General features: G+C 69.7%; 15 protein-coding genes. 12 read left to right on the plus strand and 3 right to left on the minus strand.

Annotated elements, in window-relative coordinates; genetic code table 11:
- The first annotated feature begins 40 nt into the window (after positions 1–40).
- From ACUYM2_RS05690 to ACUYM2_RS05725, 8 genes are all read left to right on the plus strand, one after another.
- Positions 41–745: a hypothetical protein gene (locus tag ACUYM2_RS05690; protein ID WP_481599191.1), complete on the plus strand. Its 705-nt coding sequence runs from the start codon at positions 41–43 to the stop codon at positions 743–745.
- Positions 742–5187: an FtsK/SpoIIIE domain-containing protein gene (locus ACUYM2_RS05695; protein ID WP_481599192.1), complete on the plus strand. Its 4446-nt coding sequence runs from the start codon at positions 742–744 to the stop codon at positions 5185–5187. Before ACUYM2_RS05690 ends, ACUYM2_RS05695 begins: the two co-directional genes overlap by 4 nt.
- 105 nt (positions 5188–5292) lie before the next feature.
- Complete coding sequence (locus ACUYM2_RS05700) at positions 5293–6558, plus strand: LssY C-terminal domain-containing protein (RefSeq protein ID WP_481599193.1); 1266 nt, start codon at positions 5293–5295, stop codon at positions 6556–6558.
- A gap of 165 nt (positions 6559–6723) precedes the next feature.
- Positions 6724–6990: a hypothetical protein gene (locus tag ACUYM2_RS05705; RefSeq protein ID WP_481599194.1), complete on the plus strand. Its 267-nt coding sequence runs from the start codon at positions 6724–6726 to the stop codon at positions 6988–6990.
- A gap of 159 nt (positions 6991–7149) precedes the next feature.
- The gene (ligA, locus tag ACUYM2_RS05710) at positions 7150–9453 is read left to right on the plus strand and encodes an NAD-dependent DNA ligase LigA (RefSeq protein WP_481599195.1); all 2304 of its coding nucleotides are present in this window, start codon (positions 7150–7152) and stop codon (positions 9451–9453) included.
- Positions 9450–10280, plus strand: coding sequence for an inositol monophosphatase family protein (locus ACUYM2_RS05715; RefSeq protein ID WP_481599196.1), 831 nt, complete (start codon positions 9450–9452; stop codon positions 10278–10280). The genes ligA and ACUYM2_RS05715 overlap by 4 nt, the downstream gene beginning before the upstream one ends.
- A 127-nt stretch (positions 10281–10407) precedes the next feature.
- Positions 10408–10920 carry a GNAT family N-acetyltransferase gene (locus ACUYM2_RS05720; RefSeq protein WP_481599197.1) on the plus strand — a complete coding sequence of 171 codons (513 nt, stop codon included), beginning with the start codon at positions 10408–10410 and terminating at the stop codon, positions 10918–10920.
- Positions 10921–11057: 137 nt separating this feature from the next.
- Positions 11058–11579 carry a hypothetical protein gene (locus ACUYM2_RS05725; protein WP_481599198.1) on the plus strand — a complete coding sequence of 174 codons (522 nt, stop codon included), beginning with the start codon at positions 11058–11060 and terminating at the stop codon, positions 11577–11579.
- 19 nt (positions 11580–11598) lie between these two features.
- Here the strand turns inward: ACUYM2_RS05725 and ACUYM2_RS05730 are convergent, their stop codons facing one another.
- A complete protein-coding gene (locus ACUYM2_RS05730) occupies positions 11599–12270 on the minus strand; it encodes a response regulator (RefSeq protein ID WP_481599199.1) in 672 nt (223 codons plus the stop codon).
- Positions 12263–14002, minus strand: a complete 1740-nt coding sequence (locus tag ACUYM2_RS05735; RefSeq protein ID WP_481599200.1) for a sensor histidine kinase — start codon at positions 14000–14002, stop codon at positions 12263–12265. The genes ACUYM2_RS05730 and ACUYM2_RS05735 overlap by 8 nt, the downstream gene beginning before the upstream one ends.
- A gap of 180 nt (positions 14003–14182) precedes the next feature.
- On the opposite strand from ACUYM2_RS05735, the gene ACUYM2_RS05740 reads away from it, so the two are divergent.
- The 4 genes from ACUYM2_RS05740 to gatB all read left to right on the plus strand — a co-directional run bounded on the left by ACUYM2_RS05740 (position 14183) and on the right by gatB (position 19177).
- Entirely contained in the window at positions 14183–15640 is a 1458-nt protein-coding gene (locus tag ACUYM2_RS05740; RefSeq protein ID WP_481599201.1) for a CitMHS family transporter, read from the plus strand.
- Between the two features lie 138 nt (positions 15641–15778).
- Positions 15779–16075, plus strand: a complete 297-nt coding sequence (gene gatC / locus ACUYM2_RS05745; RefSeq protein ID WP_481599202.1) for an Asp-tRNA(Asn)/Glu-tRNA(Gln) amidotransferase subunit GatC — start codon at positions 15779–15781, stop codon at positions 16073–16075.
- A gap of 4 nt (positions 16076–16079) precedes the next feature.
- Positions 16080–17672, plus strand: a complete 1593-nt coding sequence (gatA, locus tag ACUYM2_RS05750) for an Asp-tRNA(Asn)/Glu-tRNA(Gln) amidotransferase subunit GatA (protein ID WP_481599203.1) — start codon at positions 16080–16082, stop codon at positions 17670–17672.
- Complete coding sequence (gatB, locus tag ACUYM2_RS05755; RefSeq protein ID WP_481599204.1) at positions 17672–19177, plus strand: Asp-tRNA(Asn)/Glu-tRNA(Gln) amidotransferase subunit GatB; 1506 nt, start codon at positions 17672–17674, stop codon at positions 19175–19177. The genes gatA and gatB overlap by 1 nt, the downstream gene beginning before the upstream one ends.
- On the opposite strand, the gene ACUYM2_RS05760 is transcribed toward gatB, so the two are convergent.
- Complete coding sequence (locus ACUYM2_RS05760) at positions 19174–20103, minus strand: LysR family transcriptional regulator (protein WP_481599205.1); 930 nt, start codon at positions 20101–20103, stop codon at positions 19174–19176. The genes gatB and ACUYM2_RS05760 overlap by 4 nt on opposite strands.
- Positions 20104–20157: the final 54 nt, after the last annotated feature.

Genomic DNA, 20157 nt, shown 5'->3' on the forward strand with positions numbered 1-20157 from the left:
TGAACAGCACGGCTTAACGCCCAACAAGGAGACACGGACAATGGGGGACCTGGCGATAGATTTCTGCGGCGAATGGCACGAGCCATCCGACGAGGACATCTTCAGCATCGGCCGCGAGGGCGACCTCGAAGTAGACGACAACCCGTACCTGCACCGGCAGTTTCTGCAGATTGCCCGCTATGACGGCATCTGGTGGCTCAGCAACGTCGGCAGCATGCTCTGCGCCACCGTTGCCGACGCCTCCGGCGGCATGCAGGCCTGGCTCGCGCCGGGTGCCCGGATCCCGCTGGTCTTCAGCCAGACGAACGTCATTTTCACTGCCGGCCCCACCACCTACGAGTTCGCCGTCCATCTCAGGACGCCGGCGTTCCGGCAGGAGTCCCGCAGCGAGGACAGCGGCGGCGATACCACGATCGGCCCGGTGGTCTTCACCGACTCGCAGAAGGCGCTGATTGTGGCCCTCGCCGAACCGATGCTGCGGCGCGAAGGAACCGGCTTCAGCGCCATCCCCTCCTCCGCAGAAGCGGCCAAGACCCTGGGCTGGGCGCTGACCCGGTTCAACAGAAAGCTGGACAATGTGTGTGACAAACTCGACCGGGTAGGCGTCGCGGGCCTGCGTGGCGGCAGCGGCAAGCTCGCAACGAACCGCCGCGCCCGGCTGGTGGAACACGCCGTGACCACCCACCTCGTCACCGCGGCCGACCTGGTGCTGCTGGAAACGCAGCGCGGAGGGGATAACGCATGAGGATCCGGCTGACCCTGCGGCGCGAGCCCGCCGAGGCCAAGGACCTCGCCGTCACCGTGGACGGCCTCGCTACCGTGGCGGACATCGCCACCGAACTCTGGGCGGCAGACCCTGCGCGGCGCGGAACCGCCCCGCCGTCGAACCTCTCGCTGGGCATCGAGGAGGCCTTCGCCGCCGGCGGCCTGAACGGCACCGTCCTGAACCGGGAGGACAACCTGCTCGAATCCGGGCTGCGGCCCGGCTCGATCGTCTCGCTGACCGAAGTCAGCGAGCACTTCGACCTCCCCGGGGCGAACCGGGGGCCCGCGGCGGCGACCTTGCGTGTCCTCTCCGGCCCCGACGTCGGCCGCGAATTCTCGCTGCCCTCCGGGACCAGCTACATCGGCCGGGACCGTGATGTGGACATCCGGCTGACCGACCCGCTCACCTCCAAGCGGCACGCGCGCATCACGGTGGGCGAAAACGTGGAGATCGTGGACACGAACTCCGCCAACGGCCTGCTGATGGACGGCCTGCCGGTCAGCCGGGCCACGCTGAACTCCTCGGACGCGGTCACGCTTGGCGACACCACCGTGTCCGTGGTGTCCCTGGGCGGCAGCCAGGGGGCGGCGCCGAATTCGCCGCTGATCAATTTCAACCGCTCGCCCCGCGTGGTGCCCCGCTTCGAACCGCACAAACGAACCCTGCCGGCCGGTCCCAAACGCCAGGAGCACCACCCGTTCCCGTACATCATGCTGGTGGCCCCGCTGATGATGGGCGCCGTCCTCTTCGCCGTCACGCAGAACATGATGTCAGTGATCTTCATGATGATGATGCCGCTGTTCATCGTGGGCCACTACGTGGACCAGAAAATGCAGTCCAAGCGGGAACGCAAGGAACAGCTCAAAGCGTTCCGCGCCGCCATGGCCGCTTTCCGCACCGACATCACCGCGCTGCAGAAGGTGGAACGCTCCGTCCGGCTGCAGGAGGCACCCTCGGTCAGCGACACCGTGGATGCCATCTACAAACTCGGCCCGCTGCTCTGGACCCACCGGCCCGAGCACGCCGGCTTCCTGGGGCTGCGGTTCGGCCTCGGCACGGCACCGTCCCGGATCCAGTTCGAGGAGCCGCAAAGCAACGAGACCGAGCCCGAGTACATGGCCGAAATCCAGCACTGTATGGCCCAGTTCGGCAGCATTGAGGGTGTGCCGGTCGTCTCCCAGCTGCGCAGCTCCGGCTCGTTCGGCCTCGCCGGCGCCCGGGGCCTCGTCGATGACGTGGCCCGCGGCATGGTGCTCCAGCTCGTGGGGCTGCATTCGCCGGCCGAGGTGGTGCTCACGGCCATCACCTCGGCGCAGTCCAAGGACCGCTGGGAATGGCTGCAGTGGCTGCCGCACGCAGGTTCCGGGCACAGCCCGCTCAGCGGCGACCACCTCGCCGCCGGTCCCGCCGGCGGTTCGGCCCTGCTGTCCCGGCTCGAAGACCTGATCGACCAGCGCGAGGCCGCGGCCCAGTCGCCGCGCCCGGAACTGCGCCCCGCGCTCAAACTCGAGGGCGCCGACGTGCCCGGTCCGCAGCTGCCCACCGTGCTGCTGGTGGTCGAGGATGACGCCCCGGTGGACCGCGGGCGGCTCACCCGGGTCCTGGAGCGCGGACCGGACTCCGGCGTCCACGTCATGTGGGTCGCCACCTCCGTCCAGCAGCTCCCGGCTGCCTGCCGCGATTTCATGGCGGTCGACGGCGAACACGGGACCACCACCGGCCAGGTCCGGCTGGGCCGGCACACCTTCCCGGTCAGCTGCGAAAGCCTCGACGCCGGGCTCGCCGCGCAGCTGGCGCGCATGCTCGCCCCGGTGGTCGACGTCGGCAAGCCGCTCGAGGACGATTCGGACCTGCCCCGCGCGGTGTCCTACGCGACGCTGATCGGCAAGGACTTCCTGGACAACCCGCAGGCGGTCGCGGACCGCTGGAGCGAGAACAACTCCGTGCATGCCACCGCCAAACCGAACCGCAAGGACAACGGCACGCTCCGGGCCCTGGTGGGGTCCAAGGGCATCGAACCGCTCTACCTGGACCTGAAGAACGAGGGCCCGCACGCCCTGGTCGGCGGCACCACCGGTGCCGGCAAGTCCGAGTTCCTGCAGTCCTGGGTGATGGGCATGGCCGCGGCCTACAGCCCGGACCGGGTGAGCTTCCTGTTCGTGGACTACAAGGGCGGGGCCGCGTTCGCGGACTGCCTGCGCCTGCCGCACACGGTCGGCCTGGTCACGGACCTCTCCCAGCACCTGGTCCGCCGCGCCCTGACCTCACTCCGGGCCGAGCTGCACCACCGCGAGCGGCTGCTGAACCGCAAGAAGGCCAAGGACCTGCTCGAACTCCAGCGCCAGGCGGACCCGGAAGCGCCGCCCTACCTGGTCATCATCGTGGACGAGTTCGCGGCCCTCGCCACCGAGGTGCCGGAGTTCGTCGACGGGGTAGTGGACGTCGCCGCCCGTGGCCGTTCGCTGGGCCTGCACCTGATTCTCGCCACCCAGCGCCCCGCCGGCGTCATCAAGGACAGCCTGCGCGCCAACACCAACCTGCGCGTGGCACTGCGCATGGCCGACGTGGACGACGCGGTGGACATCCTCGGCGTTCCCACCGCGGCGTACTTCGACCCCTCCATCCCCGGACGCGGTGCTGCCAAGACGGGACCGGGCCGGATCCAGGGCTTCCAGACCGGCTACGCCGGCGGCTGGACCACGGAGAAGCCGCAGCGGCCGCGGATCGACGTCGTGGAGATGGCGTTCGGTTCCGGCGCAGCCTGGGCCGCGCCGGCCGCCGCGGCACCGGTGCGGGAGGAACCCGCCGGGCCTAACGACATCGCCCGGATGACGGCCAACATCATCAACGCCGCGGACGTGCTCGCCATCGAGCCGCCGCGCAAGCCGTGGCTGGATGAGCTGGCCACCACCTACGACTTCTCCCGGCTGCCGAACCCGCGCACCGACGAGCGGCTTCTCCTCGGCGTGGCGGATGACCCCGCGCACCAGGACCAGCCGACGGTCTTCTACGAACCCGACCGCGACGGCAACATGGCCATCTACGGCACCGGCGGCTCGGGCAAGTCGGCCGCGCTGCGCGGCATCGCGATCGCCGCCGCCGTCACCCCGCGCGGCGGCCCGGTCAACGTCTACGGCATCGACTGCGGCTCCTCGGGCCTGAAGATGCTCGACGAGCTGCCGCACGTCGGAGAGATCATCAACGGCGACGACGTCGAACGGGTCGGCCGGCTGCTGCGCTGGCTGCGGGACCTCGCCGACGACCGTTCGGCCCGCTACGCCGAGGTCCGCGCCGCCACTATCGTGGAGTACCGGCAGCTGGCCAACATGCCGGACGAGAAGCGCATCTTCGTCCTGGTGGACGGCATGTCCGCGTTCCGCGAGGGCTACGAGTACAGCAAGCTGTCGGCGCTCTGGGACATCTTCCTGCAGCTGGCCACCGACGGCCGGCCGCTCGGCATCCACCTCGTGGTCAGCGGCGACCGGCCCAACGCCGTCCCGGCGTCGCTGCTCGCCTCGATCCAGCGACGGCTGGTGCTGCGGCTCTCCTCCGAGGACGACTACCTGTCCCTCGACGTGCCCAAGGACGTGCTCGGGGCCGGCACGCCGCCGGGCCGCGGACTGCTGGGCAACCTCGAGGTGCAGCTGGCGGTGCTCGGCGGCAACTCCAACCTGGCCGTACAGGCCCGCGAGGTGCACAAGCTCCGCGAGGCCATGCTGCGCCAGGGCGTCGAGCGGGCACCGCAGATCGAACGCCTGCCAGACTCGGTGGACCTGGACCTGCTCCCCGCGGGCAGCCCGGACCTTCCGGTGATCGGCGTCGACGACGAAACGCTGCAGCCGGCCGAGATCCTGGCGAAGGGCCCGCTGCTGCTGGCCGGGCCGCCGGGATCCGGACGCACCGTGGCGCTGGTGACCCTCGCCTACGCGCTGCGCCGTTCCAACCCGGGCATGGAGCTGATCTACCTCGGCTCGCGGCGCTCCGCGGCGGCGTCGCTCAAACTCTGGGACCGCTCCGTAGCGGGCGCGGACGACGTCGAGGAAGCCATCGACGAACTGGTGGACTACTCCACCGGCACGCCGGGCAAGCTGGCGATCTTCATCGAAGGCCTGACCGACTTCACCGACACCCTGGCCGAGTCCGGCATCGGCCGGCTGGTCACGGCGTCCATCAAGGCCGAGCAGTGGGTGGTGGGCGAATCCGAGACCTCCACCTGGTCCTCGGCCTGGTCGCTGGCGCAGCCGTTCAAGTCCGGCCGCCGCGGGCTGCTGCTCAATCCGGGCGACATCGAGGGCGACAGCCTGCTCAGCACCTCGCTGGGCCGCATCAGCGGCGACTTCATCCCGGGCCGCGGCTACATTGTGGGCCGCGGCAAGGTCCGCAAACTTCAGGTCGCCCTGCCGCCGGAGAACCGCAGCTAGCCCCCGGCCTCCCGCCCAACTAACTGGCAATAGGTGGCGTTTTGCGCCCACAGAACGACACCTACTGCCAGTCAGTTGTGCCGGGTCCCGTTGTAGTGTTTGTCCATGACCCGTGTGACGAATCGGGTAGCAGCGGCCCGTGACGTAACCCCGCGCCGAGACACGGTCCTGGACAACGCCCTGTTTGCCTTCAGCGGGGCCGCAGCCGTCTGGCTTGCCACCATCCTCTTCGAGGAAAGCCTGCGCTGGGACCGTCTCTGGTTCTCCGTCGTCTTCTGGGTCGTCCTGGCGTATCTGGTCTTGCCCCGGTTGCACCGGATCCTGACGCGCATCTACCTTCCGGACTACTTCATTGGGCGGGCCCGCACCAGCGACGGCCTGCTGGGGGACCCGGTGAACGCGGCGCTGCTCGGCTCCCCGGCGCAGGTCCATACGGCCATGCGCCGGGCGGGCTGGACCCTCGCCGACGACGTCGACCTGGCCAGCAGCCGGCGGATCGTGCTGGCCACCCTCACCCGGCGCAGCTACGACGAGGCGCCGGTCAGCCCGTTGTTCCTCTTTGGCCGCCAGCAGGATTTCGCGTACCAGCAGGAAGTGGACGGCAACCCGGGCAAACGCCACCACATCCGCTTCTGGCAGTGCCCGCCGGGCTGGGTCCTCCCCGGCGGGGCCAGGGTGGACTGGGTTGCCGCCGGGACCTACGACCGTTCCGTGGGGTTGTCCCTGTTCACCCTGCAGATCACGCACAAGATCGAAGAAGACATCGACAAGGAGCGGGACTTTGTGGTGGGATCCCTGGCGGCGTCAGACCCGGGCATCGGGGTCCGGATGATCCGGGATTTTTCCACCGGCTACCACTCCCGCAACGGCGGGGGAGACAGCATCTCCACCGACGGCCACCTGCCCGTCGTCGACCTCACCGGGGTCATTCCCGACGCCGGGGCGACCCCGCCGGCCGCGGCGCGCGGTGCCCGGCCGCCGGCACCCACCGTCTTCGGCGGTCTCCTGGTCTGCCTGCGCGGCCTGGCCGCCCTCATCCTGGCGGCTCTCCTGTTCAGCGGAGCCCCCGGCACGGCTGCGACGGCGGAACGGGCCGGTGACCTGCTGCCCGCGGTGGTGGCCGTCGTCGCGGTCTTCGGCCTGGCCGAACTGGTCCTGGCCTGGTTTGTCCTGCGCGGCGGGAACCGGTCGCGGGTGGCGACGATGCTGATGAGTGCGGTCGCCATCACCAGCCAGGCGGCCGACGTCCTCAACGGGGGCCCGGGGGTCAGCTTCCAGACCAACCTGGTGGGCTTGTCGCTGGATATCCTGCTCATCATCGCGCTCTCCAGCCAGCGCTCCCGCAGCTTTGCCCGCGCCGTGCCGCCGTAGAACCGCACCTGACGGTCCTTTCCGCGGTGCGGGGATGGGGAGGGCTGCCCATCGACAGGTTTTCGCGGGGCAGGGTAGGTTCGAGGCATTGGATCTTCCGGAACAGCCGGGGGCCGCTGGGGATGCCGAGAGTATTCGGGTCCGATGAACTAAGGAGTTTTTTCAATGGCTATGTGGGGCGCGGATGTTACTCAGCTCAAGGCACTGGGGTCGAAGCTGCTGGCGGGTTCGCAGGAGATCGATAACCAGAGGTCGCTCCTGACGAAGGCGCTGGCGTCGACCGAATGGATGGGGCCGGACGCGACGAAGTTCCGCAACGAGTGGAACGGCGAGCACGCGGCCAACCTCACCCGGGCGGCCCAGGCGCTGCAGCAGGCCAGCCAGCAGGCCAGCCGCAACGCCTCCGACCAGGAAAGCGCCTCCTCCAACTAAGCCGGAGCATGATCACGGAAGGCCCGGACGCAGCCGCGTCCGGGCCTTCCGATTGAGCAACCGGAGAGTAACCGGGCAGAACCTGCGCTGCCAACAGGCGGTGCGGACAGGCCGCGCTGCTGACCGGACAACGTCAGGGATCTAGGGCAGGATAGGTCTGTGAGCACAGGGAAGACTTCAACAGACACCGACACCCACAGCCCCGCCGGGGAACTTGTCCCCTCCGAGGCCGTCCGCGAAGAGTACGAGGAGCTGGTCGAAGCGGTCCGCAAGCACCGCTTTGCGTACTACCAGGAGGACGCCCCGATCATCTCCGACGCCGAGTTCGACGAGCTCTTCCGGCGGCTGGAAACCATCGAGGCCATGCACCCGGAACTGGTGGCCAACGATTCCCCCACCCAGGAGGTGGGCGGCGAGGTCTCCGCCGCCTTCGCCGCCGTCGAACACCTGACCCGGATGTACAGCCTCGAGGACGTGTTCTCGCTGGAGGAACTCGAGGCCTGGATCGCCAAGGCCGAGGCCGGCATCGCGAAACTGGGCAACGGCGGCAACCCGCCGTCGTGGCTCACCGAACTGAAGATCGACGGCCTCGCCGTGAACCTGCTCTACCGCGACGGCCTGCTCATTCGGGCGGCCACCCGCGGGGACGGCACCACAGGGGAGGACATCACCCACAACGTGCTGACCATCAAGGAAATCCCGCAGCAGCTCAAGGGGGACAGCTTCCCGGCCGAAATGGAGATCCGCGGCGAAGTCTTCATCCCGTCCAAGGCATTCGCGGAATTCAACGACGCGCTGATCGCCGCGGGCAAGGCGCCGCTGGCCAACCCGCGCAACGCCGCCGCCGGCTCGCTGCGGCAGAAGGACCCGGCGGAGACCGCGAAGAGGCCGCTCAAGATGTACGTGCACGGCATCGGCGCCCGCGAGGGCCTGGAAACCGCCAGCCAGTCGGACACCTACCGCCAGCTCGCCGACTGGGGGCTGCCCACCAGCCCGTATTTCGAGGTGCTGCCCGGTCTGGCGGAGGTGCTGGAGTTCATCCGGCGCTACGGCGACAAACGGCACAGCCTCAGCCATGAGATCGACGGCATCGTGGTCAAGGTAGACGACTTCGCCACCCAGCGCGCCCTCGGTTACACCTCCCGGGTGCCGCGCTGGGCTGTGGCCTACAAATACCCGCCGGAAGAGGTCAACACCAAGCTGCTGGACATCGCCGTCAACGTGGGCCGCACCGGCCGCGTCACCCCCTACGGGGTGATGGAGCCGGTCAAGGTGGCAGGCTCCACCGTGGAAATGGCCACCCTGCACAACCAGGAAGTCGTCAAGGCCAAGGGCGTCAAAATCGGTGACATTGTGGTGCTGCGGAAGGCCGGGGACGTGATCCCGGAAATTGTCGGACCCGTTCTGGCGCTCCGCGACGCCCAGGACCCGCCGGTGCGCGACTTCGTGATGCCCACCGAATGCCCCGCCTGCGGCACGCCGCTGGCCCCGGCGAAGGAAGGCGACGTGGACATCCGCTGCCCCAACGCCCGTTCCTGCCCGGCGCAGCTGCGCGAACGCGTCTTCCACCTGGCCGGTCGCGGCGCCTTCGACATCGAGGCGCTCGGCTGGGAAGCGGCGATCGCCCTGACCCAGCCGGCCGAGCCCGACGTCGCGCCGCTCACGACCGAAGCGAACCTGTTCCGGCTCAAGCCCGAGGACCTTGCAGGGGTGCGGATCCGCCGTGAAAAGCGCAGCAAGGGCGTGGCCACCGGCGAGTTTGAGCTCGTGCCCTACTTCTATACCAAGGGCACGGCCAAGGCCCCGTCCAAGCCCACCGCCAGCACCGAGAAACTCTTCAGCGAACTCGAAAAGGCCAAGACCCAGCCGCTCTGGCGCGTGCTCGTGGCGCTGTCCATCCGGCACGTGGGGCCGCGGGCTTCTCGCGCCCTCGCCACCGCCTTCGGCACCATGGACGCCATCCGGCAGGCGTCCGAGGAGGAACTGGCCAGCGTCGACGGCGTGGGCCCGGTGATCGCGGTGGCGCTCAAGGAATGGTTCGCCGAGGACTGGCACCGGGACATCGTGGACAGCTGGGCGGCCGACGGCGTCCGGATGGAGGACGAGCGCGACGAGTCCACGCCGCGGACCCTGGAGGGACTGACCGTGGTGGTCACCGGCAGCCTGGAAGGGTTCAGCCGGGACGAGGCCAAGGAAGCGATCCTGGTCCGGGGCGGCAAAGCCGCAGGCTCCGTCTCCAAGAACACCAGTTACGTGGTGGCAGGCGAGAACGCCGGGACCAAACTGGACAAGGCAGAACAGCTGGGCCTGCCGGTCCTGGATGAGGACGGCTTCCGCGCGCTGCTCGCCCACGGGCCGGCCGGCCTGGGCGCCGTCAGCGGCGACGGAGCGAGCGGCGGCGGCGAAGCGCCGGGCGCACCGGCCGACGACGACGCCGAAGACCACCAGGAGGCAGCCGAGTGACCTCCGGCCCCGCAGATTTCCCCGCGCCGGCCGCGTTCCTGGGCCTGGCCCGCGAGGCTGCCGCCGCCGGCGCCGCGGTGCTGGCCGGCCGGAGCGCGGCCGAGCTGGGCGTGAGCAACAAGGGCGACTCGGGGGATTGGGTGACGTCCTTTGACCTCGCGTCCGAGGCGGCGGTCCGCGAGGTCATCACCCGGGCCCGGCCGCAGGACACCATCACCGGCGAGGAGGGCGGCACTGTGCTGCCCGGCAGCCCAAGCGGCTTCCGCTGGTCGATTGATCCGCTCGACGGCACCACCAACTTCATCCGCAACATCGTCTACTACGGAACCTCGGTGGCGGTGGCCGGACCCGACGGCGCCTGGCTGGCCGGCGTCGTCCACGCCCCGGCGCTGGGACGGGTCTACTACGCCGCCCGCGGCCGCGGCGCCTGGCTCGAGGAGCACGGGCGGCGTACGCCGCTGAACGGGCCGGTCCCCGGCCGGACCGGCCAGATCCTGGCGACGGGCTTCAGCTACGATCCCGCGGTCCGCGCCGAGCAGGCCACCGGGCTGGGCGGGCTCATGGACGGCTTCGCCGATATGCGCCGGCTGGGATCCGCCGCGCTGGATCTCTGCCTCGTGGCGGACGGCACCCACGATGCCTACGGCGAACGCGGGCTCAACGAACACGATTTCGCGGCCGGCGCGCTGATCGCCGAAGAGGCCGGCTGCTGGGTGCGCCGTCCCCGGCTGACCAGCGTGCTCGACGGCGGGCCCTCCGACGAGGAACGGCTCGCGGCCTGGACCTGCGCCGGACCCCTGGAGCTCTCCGGCAAGTTCCCGCTCTGACGATGGGCGCCCGGGGCCGGACTCCGGCAGCACGCGCGCGGCCGGCTCCTGATCGTCCCCTGATAGTTCGGTCACGGAAACCTCCCCTTGGCGTGTGTCCCGGCGGGTGCGCCCGTACCATGGACAGGTGAATCCGCAGATCCTTATCCGACCCGCCGTCCCGGCCGACTACGACGCCGTCGCCCGCATCACCAGGGACGCCTACCTGGCCGCCGGCCACTTCGAGGACGCGGACCACCCGTACATGCAGCAGATCCAGAAGGTCGCGCAGCGGCACGAGGACGCCACCATCTGGGTCGCGGAGCGCGCCGGCCGGATCGTGGGTTCGGTGACGCTCGCCGTCGCGGGGGAGCCCTACGCGGACATTGCCCGGCCGGACGAGCTGGAGTTCCGGATGCTCGTGGTAGACCCGGCGGTGCAGCGCAGCGGCGCCGGCAAGGCCATGGTGCACGCCATCATCGAGCACGCCCGGTCGCTTCCGGGGATTTCCGGCGTGGCGCTGACCACCGGCGTGACCTGGGAGAGCGCCCACGGCCTCTACCGGAAGACCGGCTTCCAGCGCGCCCCGGAGCGCGATTGGTTCGTCCCTGAGACGGACATCAAGTTGCTGGTCTACCGCCTGGACCTCGAAGACCGCTAGCCCCGGCCCGGACGGGGCCGGCCCGTAGCCCCGGCGGCGGCGGGGCCGCCGCTTCCGTGACGCACTGCGGTAGGGTTTGCAACCAGGGCACCACCCTGACCCACGCTGGGAACAGCACGAGTACAGCCGGAGGAAGCATGGCCCCGCACATCCCCGACACCATTGACGAAAAACTGCTCGGACTTTATCTGTCGGACCACCTGACCGGCTCCACTGCCGGGCTGGGCAGGATCGAACGGATGGCGAAGGACTTCACCGACACCCCGGTCCACGCCGAACTGGCCACCGTGGCGGCGGAGATCGGCCGGGAGCGCGAGCTGCTCAAGGATCTGATCCGGCAGCTCGGCATCCGCCAGCGCCCGCACCGCCAGGCCGCCGCCTGGCTGGCGGAACGCGCCGGCCGCCTGAAGCTCAACGGCCGGGTGCTGAGCCGGTCGCCCATGACCCTGGTCCTGGAAGCCGAACTGATGCGCGCGGCGATCCTTGGCAAGATCGGCGGCTGGCAGACGCTGGAGGAACTGGCGCCGGAACTCGGGCTCGATCCGTCACGGTTCGCCGAACTCACGGCCGACGGGCGGTCCCAGATCGCAGCGCTGGACCGCGTCCACGAGCACGCCCGCAGCAACGCCTTCCGTAAGAGCCGCGACATCGCCGGCTAGCCGCGAACGCGTGCACTGCCTACCCTCCGGCGCCCGCCGGCACCCCGTAACGGTGTTCCGGCCGGCCGGTGCTGCCGTAGCGCAGCTGGATGTCGACGGCGCCGTCGTCCGCCAATGAGGACAGGTACCGCTGCGCCGTGGCCCGGGAAACCCCCACCCGGGCCGCCACCTCCGCCGCCGAGTACTGCTGCCCCGGTTCCAGCGAATCCAGCACCGCCGCCTCCGTGGCGGAGCGCGGCCGTGCCGAGGCCGTGACGTCCCCGGGGATCAGGGCCCGTTTGGCCCGTTCCACCGTCTCCTGCGTGAAGTTCCCGGGCTGGGCCAGGATCCGGCGGTAACGCGCGTACGAGCGCAGCTGCTGGGACAGGGACTCGGCCGTGAACGGTTTGAGCAGGTACCCGAGGGCGCCGCGCCGGAAAGCGACCCGGATCGACGCCGCGTCGGAGGCGGCGCTGAGGATCATGGTGTCCACGTCCAGCTGGTGCAGCAGGTCCAGTCCGGAGGCATCCGGCAGATAGACATCCAGCAGGACCAGGTCCGGGCGAAGGCTGTGGACGGACTGCAGGGCCTGCGACGCCGAGCCGGCCGGCGCCAGGGCCAGGAACCCCGCCACGGAGTCCACATAGGCGGCGTGGAGCTTGGCGACATGGAAGTCGTCGTCCACAATCAGCACCCGGAAATCTTCAGGCATCGGTGTCTCCTTCTGCCACGTCTGCTGCCATGTCCCCGACTCCACCGGCGATGGTCCCGGGAAGCGTCACCATGAACACGGCGCCCGGCCCGCCGGGTGCACCCCGTTCCAGCACCGTCACGTCGCCGCCGCGCCGCCGTGCCAGCTGACGTGCCAGGGCCAGCCCCAGGCCTTGCCCGCCGCCGGCCCGGGCCGGCTGCCCGGCGGTGGTGAACCCCTCTGCAAAGACGCCCTCCGTGCCGGCGGCGGCGTCCTCCGCGGCGGGCAGGCCGTCACCGGAATCGCCCACAATGATGTGCAGGGTGCCCGGGGCGCCGCCGTCGCCAGGTGCGTCCAACACCTCGACCTCCACCCAGCGGTCGGTTGCGGCGCCGGCGACGGCGGCGTTCACGGCGTTGTCGATCAGGTTGCCCAGCACGGTGGTCACCTCCTGCGGCTCGACGACGTGGCCGCGGACCAGGGTTTCGGGCCCGAGCCGCAGGCTGACCCCGCGTTCGTCGGCCTCCACCCCCTTGGCGCCGAGGAAGGCCTGGAGATAGGGGTCCTGCAGCAGCTCGGCCTGGTCCACCGGGAACTTCAAGGGCCCGGTGGCGGCCAGCCGGGCCAGATAGTCGCGCGCCTGCTGGTGCTGCCCGATGCTCATGAACCCGGCGATCGTGTGCAGCTGGTTGGCGAACTCGTGGCGCTGGGCGCGCAGGGCCGTGGACATGGTTCCGACGGCGTCGAGCTGGCGGGTGAGCTGCTGGAGCTCGGTGCGGTCCCGCAGCATGACCACCCAACCCAGGTCCTCCCGGCCGTGCAGGGCCTTGCGGGCGCTCGCCACCAGCACCCGGCCGCCGGCCAGGAACTCCACGGCGTCACCCTCGGTGGCGTCGGGCCGGGTCAGGGCCGTCAGCGGGGCCGGCACCGGCGCCGCTGACCAAGGGGTTCCGGCCAGGTCCGGCTGCTCCAGCATCCGCCGGGCCGCGGCGTTGAAAACGCTGATCCGGCCGTCGGCGGACACGCCGATCACGCCATCGTCCACGCCCTGCAGTACCGCCACCTGGTCGTGCACCAGGGTGCTGATTTCCTCCGGCTCCAGCCCGAGAGTCAGCCGCCGGAGCCGGTGCCGCAGCAGGAAGGAGACCAGGACGCCGGCCAGCAGCGCGCCGGCCGCGGTCAGGGCGATCGGGACGATGTCCCGGGCAAGGCTCTGGCCGATCGTCTCGGTGGAATAGCCCACGCTGACCTCACCCACCACCGTGGCGGAACCCGGCGCGAACACGGGCACCTTGGCCCCGGCCGAGGGCCCCAGGGTTCCGGTGTTCCGGGTGGTGACCTCCCGGCCGGAAAGGGCCTCGGAGGGGTCGGTGCTGACCCGTTCACCCAGCCGGTCGGCGTCGGGGTGGGCCAGCCGCAGTCCGGTCTCGTCGGTGACGACGACGAACAGCGCGCCGGTGCGGGCCCGGGCACCCTCCGCGGCGGCCATCAGCGGACCGGCGAGCAATTCCGCGGGCGGGGGAGTGCCGGGCTGGGCGCTGATCTGCTGCACCTCGGCCCGGACCGCCGGGTCCGAGGCCACCGTCCGGGCCAGGGTCAGGGCCTGGTTCTCCGCCTCCCGGCCCAGCCGCTCGTAGGTCAGCCACGCGTGGACGGCGCTGCTGAGCAGCACCACGAGGGCCACCACCCCCAGCTGCAGCAGCAGCGTCTGGGTCGTGAACCTCAGGGGAGCACGGCGTTGGAGGGCTTTCACGGCGGCCCTCCTTTGGTGATCCGGCGGCTCAAACAGCCTGTGAGCTAAATGCGCAAAATGCGTCCAACAAGCAGTATGCCAATCAATTGAGCCAAAGGCACTCCGGTGACGCAGGCCACCCTAACGTCTGTAGTGCGCATCACAGCGGAGTGGTGCGGAACACAGAAGAAGGAGCCGGCCGTGCTGGTATTACTTGGATTCGCCATGATTGCGGTCTTCATGGTGCTGATCATGACGAAGAAGCTGACGCCGGTGCTGGCGCTCATCATCGTCCCCACCGTTTTTGGACTGTTCGCCGGCGCCGGGCTCGGCATCGGCCCCATGGTCCTCGACTCGATGAAGTCGATGACGTCCACGGCCGCGCTGCTGATGTTCGCCATCATCTACTTCGGCCTGATGATCGACGTCGGGCTCTTCGACCCGCTGGTCCGGTACATCCTGCGCAAACTCGGGAACGACCCGGCCAAGGTGGTCCTGGGCACCGCGATCCTCGCCGCGGCGGTTTCGCTCGACGGCGACGGCTCCACCACCTTCATCCTCACCACCGCGGCCCTGCTCCCGGTCTACCTGCGGCTGAAGATGAGCCCCGTGGTCCTCACCTGCGTGGCCGGCCTGGCCAACGGGACCATGAACATCCTGCCGTGGGGCGGCCCCACCGCCCGCGCCGCCTCCGCGCTGAAGATCAGCGTCTCCGACGTCTTTGTCCCGATGATCCCCTCGCTGGTCGCCGGCCTCGTCGTCGTGTTTGCCTTCGCCTGGCTGCTGGGCCTGCAGGAACGCAACCGGCTGCGCGCCGTCGCCCCGGAAATCTGGGCCGAGGGTGTTGAGTTCGACGGCGGCGCCGGCGACGGCGGCACCGGCCGCTTCGGCTTCGGACGCAAGGGCACCGCCCCGACGGGCGGCGCGACCGCCGCCGGCGGAGGGTCCTCCGTCGCGGTCCTGGAACGCACCGAAGACCTCGTCGACGAGCACGATTCCGCGATGGCGGACACCGCGCTGGATCCCAACCGCAAGACCCTGCGCCCCCAGCTGTTCTGGTTCAACCTCGGCCTGACGGTGGCCGTCATGGTGACGCTCGTCGCCAACATCATCCCGCTGCCGTTCGTCTTTATGGTGGGCGCCGCCATTGCCCTGCTGGTCAACTTCCCCAAGGTCAAGGACCAGAGCGCCCAGCTGGTTGCGCACGCCCCGTCGATCGTGGCCGTGGTCAGCATGGTCATGGCCGCCGCCGTCCTGACCGGCGTCCTCAACGGCACCGGCATGGTCAAGGCCATGTCCGAATGGCTCGTGGCGATCATCCCGGCAGACATGGGCCCGTTCATGGCCGTCATCACCGGCGTGCTGAGCATCCCGATGACGTTCTTCATGAGCAACGACGCCTTCTACTTCGGCGTCCTGCCCGTCCTCAGCGAGACGGCGGCCCACTACGGCGTCGGCGCCGCGGACATGGCCCGCGCCTCGATCACCGGCCAGCCGTTCCACCTGCAGAGCCCGCTGGTGCCGGCCATCCTGCTGCTCGTCTCCCTCGCCAAGGTGGACCTGGGCGACCACCACAAGAAGGTCCTCTGGCGCACGGCCGTGATCTCCCTCGTCATGCTGGGAGTAGGCGTCCTCACCGGAGCCATCGGCATCGGCTGACAACCCACGAGATGACAGTTCGCGGCAGTGTTTGCACAAAACATTGCCGCGACCTGTCATCCCGCCGCCGGACGGTAGCAACACACTGGGACACGTAGACTGGGACGGAAAATAATCCGAACTTTGCAGGGGAGATCCATGGCTGCGATCAACCGCGACGACGTCGCGCATCTCGCGAGTCTCGCGCACATCGAGATGAGTGCTGAAGAGCTGGACAGGATGGCCGGCGAACTCGCCGTCATCGTGGAGTCGGTTAAGTCCGTCAGTGAAGCTGCCGGTGATGACGTCCCGGCCACGTCCCACCCGATCCCGCTGACCAACGTGTTCCGCGAGGACGTTGTCGGCCACACCTTCACGGCCGAACAGGCGCTTTCCGGAGCCCCCGACGCGTATGAGGGCCGCTTCAAGGTCCCGGCAATCCTGGATGAGGACTAAGACCATGACTGAAACCCACCCCGAACTCTTCCGCCTCTCCGCAGCCGCGCTCGCCGAGAAGCTCGCCGCGCGCGAGATCACCGCAGTCGAGGTCACCCAGGCGCACCTGGACCGGATCGCCGCCGTCGACGGCAAGGTCAACGCCTTCCTGCACATCAACGCCGAGGAAGCCCTCGCCGTCGCCGCCGAGGTGGACGCGATCCGCGCCGCCGGCGGCGCCGCTGCCGAGGAACTGCACGTTCTCGCCGGCGTCCCGATCGCCGTCAAGGACCTGATCGTCACGGTCGGCCAGCCCACCACAGCCGGTTCCAAGATCCTCGAGGGCTGGCACAGCCCCTACGACGCCACCGTGGTGGAGCGCCTCCGCGCCGCCAAGATGCCGATCCTGGGCAAGACCAACCTGGACGAGTTCGCCATGGGCTCCTCCACCGAGCACTCCGCCTTCGGCCCCACCCACAACCCCTGGGACCTGGACCGCATCCCCGGCGGCTCGGGCGGCGGTTCCGCTGCCGCCGTCGCGGCCTTCGAAGCCCCGCTCGCGCTCGGCACGGACACCGGCGGGTCCATCCGCCAGCCCGGCGCCGTCACCGGCACCGTCGGCGTGAAGCCCACCTACGGCGGCGTCTCCCGCTACGGCGCCATCGCCATGGCCTCCTCGCTGGACCAGATCGGCCCGGTCTCCCGCACCGTGCTGGACTCGGCCCTGCTGCACCAGGTCATCGGCGGCCACGATCCGCGCGACTCCACCTCACTGCCGGACCCGCTGGAAGACCTCGTTGCGGCGGCGCGGACCGGCAACGTCGAGGGCATGAAGATCGGCATCATCAAGGAGCTCCACGGCGAGGGCTACCAGGCCGGCGTCGAGAACCGCTTCAACGAAGCCCTCGAGCTGCTCAAGGGCGCCGGCGCCGAGATCGTTGAGGTCTCCTGCCCCAACTTCAAGTACGCCCTGGGCGCCTACTACCTGATCATGCCCTCCGAGGCCTCCTCCAACCTGGCCAAGTTCGACGGCGTCCGGTTCGGCCTCCGGGTACTGCCCGAAGAAGGCCCGCTGACGATCGAGCGCGTGATGGGAGCCACCCGTGCCGCCGGCTTCGGCGACGAGGTCAAGCGCCGCATCATCCTGGGCACCTACGCGCTCAGCGCCGGCTACTACGACGCCTACTACGGCTCGGCCCAGAAGGTCCGCACCCTGATCCAGCGCGACTTCGACGCCGCCTTCGCCCAGGCCGACGTGCTGATCTCCCCGACGGCGCCGACCACGGCGTTCAAGCTCGGCGAGAAGCTCAACGACCCGCTGGCGATGTACCTCAACGACGTCGCGACCATCCCGGCCAACATGGCAGGGGTTCCCGGGCTCTCGCTGCCCGGCGGCCTCGCCGACGAGGACGGACTGCCGGTGGGCGTCCAGCTGCTCGCCCCGGCCCGCCAGGACGCCCGGCTCTACCGTGTCGGCGCCGTGCTCGAGTCGCTCCTCGAGGCGCAGTGGGGCGGGCCGCTGCTGGACCGTGCCCCCTCCCTGACGGATCCTTCCCTGACTGATTCCGCACCGGCCGTCGCTGCCGGCGCCCCCGCGAGCCACGGAGGTTCACACTAATGACTGACGCAACCCTCAGCTTCGAAGAGGCGATGGAGAAGTACGACCCCGTCCTGGGTTTCGAGGTCCACGTGGAGCTCAACACCAAGACAAAGATGTTCTCTTCCGCGCCGAACGTCTTTGGCGACGAGCCGAACACGAACGTCAACGAGGTGGACCTGGGGATGCCCGGCGTGCTGCCCGTGGTGAACAAGACCGCGATCGAGTCCTCGATCAAGATCGGCCTGGCGCTGAACTGCAAGATCGCCGAGACCTGCCGCTTCGCCCGGAAGAACTACTTCTACCCGGACACCCCGAAGAACTTCCAGACCTCCCAGTACGACGAGCCGATCGCGTATGACGGCTACCTGGACATCGAGCTCTCCGACGGCACCGTGTTCCGCGTCGAGATCGAACGCGCCCACATGGAGGAGGACGCCGGAAAGCTCACCCACATGGGCGGCGCCGCCGGCCGGATCCAGGGCGCGGAGTACTCCCTCGTCGACTACAACCGTTCCGGTGTGCCGCTGGTCGAGATCGTGACCAAGCCGATCGAGGGCGCCGGCAGCCGCGCGCCCGAGCTGGCCAAGGCCTACGTTGCCGCAGTCCGCGAGATCGTCAAGAACCTTGGCGTCTCGGATGCCAAGATGGAACGCGGCAACGTCCGCTGCGACGCCAACGTCTCGCTGCGCCCGCACGGCCGCGAACGCTTCGGCATCCGCTCGGAAACCAAGAACGTCAACTCGCTGCGCGCCGTCGAACACGCCGTCCGCTACGAGATCCAGCGGCACGCCGCCGTGCTGGAGTCCGGCCAGCCGGTCACCCAGGAAACCCGGCACTGGCACGAGGACACCCGCTCCACCACCTCGGGACGGCCGAAGTCCGACGCCGACGACTACCGCTACTTCCCGGAACCGGACCTGGTGCCGATCGTCGCCTCGCGCGAGTGGGTCGAGGAGCTCCGGGCCACGCTGCCCGAGCCGCCGGCCGCCCGCCGCAAGCGCCTGCAGGCCGACTGGGGCTATTCCGACCTCGAGTTCCGCGACGTCGTCAACGCCGGCGTGATGGACGAGATCGAGGAAACCATTGCCGCCGGCGCCACCGCCACGGTGGCCCGCAAGTGGTGGATGGGCGAGATCGTCGGGCGCGCCAAGAACGCCGACGTCGACCCCGGCCAGCTCGGCGTCGACCCGGCCACCATCGTGGAACTGAACACGATGGTCGAGGACGGCAAGATCAACAACAAGATGGCCTCCGAGGTCCTGGACGGCGTGCTCGCCGGCGAGGGCACCCCGGCGGAAATCGTCGAGAAGCGCGGCCTCGCCGTGGTCTCCGACGACGGCCCGCTGCTCGAAGCCATCGACGCGGTCCTGGCCGCGCAGCCCGGCGTCGCGGACAAGATCCGTGCCGGCAAGGTCCAGGCGATCGGCGCGATCGTCGGCGGCGTGATGAAGGCTACCCGCGGGCAGGCCGACGCCGGCCGCGTCAAGGAGCTGATCCTGCAGCGCCTCGGCGTCGAAGGCTAGGTCCCACCAAGCCCAACTGGGTTACGGATGAGATCGGTCATGATGGTCTGCAGCGCCTCGCAGACCATCATGACCGATCTGCGTTTAAGGTTCTCCGGCCGGGCCAGGATGTCGATCCGGCGCCGGGTGCTGATTCCCTCCAGCGGCCTCAACACAATCTCCGGGTTCAGCACCGGCCGCGCGGTGTGCCGCGGCAGCAGCCCGATCACGCTCCCGGTCGCCACCAGCGCCGCCACCGTGGAGTAGTCGTTGATCCGGTGCACGATGTTCAGCTCGCGGCTGGACACCGCGGCGACGGCGGAGAGCACGTCCGCGGGGGAGTAGCCGGTGTGGCTGGTCACCCAGGGTTCGCCGACGACATCGTCAGCCGTCACCGCCCGCTGGCCGGCCAGCGGGTGCCCGACCGGCAGCGCCACGTCCAGCGGCTCATGCGCCAGCGGGATCACCGCCACCCGTTCCTCCGGCCACCGCGGACTGTGATCCATCCGGTGCGCGAGAACCAGGTCGTAACGGGCGGTCAGTGCAGGGAAGTCCTGCTGGGCGACGTCCTCGTCGGAGAGCTGGATCCGCGGCTGCCCCGGCCCGGCCAGCAGCCGGGCCAGCGGTGCGAACAAGGCCTGGCCGGCGCTGTGGAAACCGCTCAGCGTCACCGGCGCCACCGGCGAGCCGTGGTAGGCGCCGATCGCCGTCCTCGCATCCGCCATCGCGCTCACGACCGCGGCCCCGGCGTCCGCGAGCACCTGGCCGGCCTCGGTCAGGACCAGGTTCCGGCCCTCCTTCCGGGTCAGCGGGACCTCCACGGACTTCTGCAGGGCAGCCAGCTGCTGGGACACCGCGGACGGCGTGACCAGCAGCGTTTCAGCGACGGCTTTAACGCTGCCCAGGGCCCCGAGTTCGCGGAGCATTTCGAGCTGGTGGATTTCCATGACCACCATCCTAGAGCTAAGCGGAATCTAAATCGTCGATTGAGAAGAATCCGG

The sequence above is a fragment of the Arthrobacter sp. SD1074B genome (assembly GCF_056780195.1).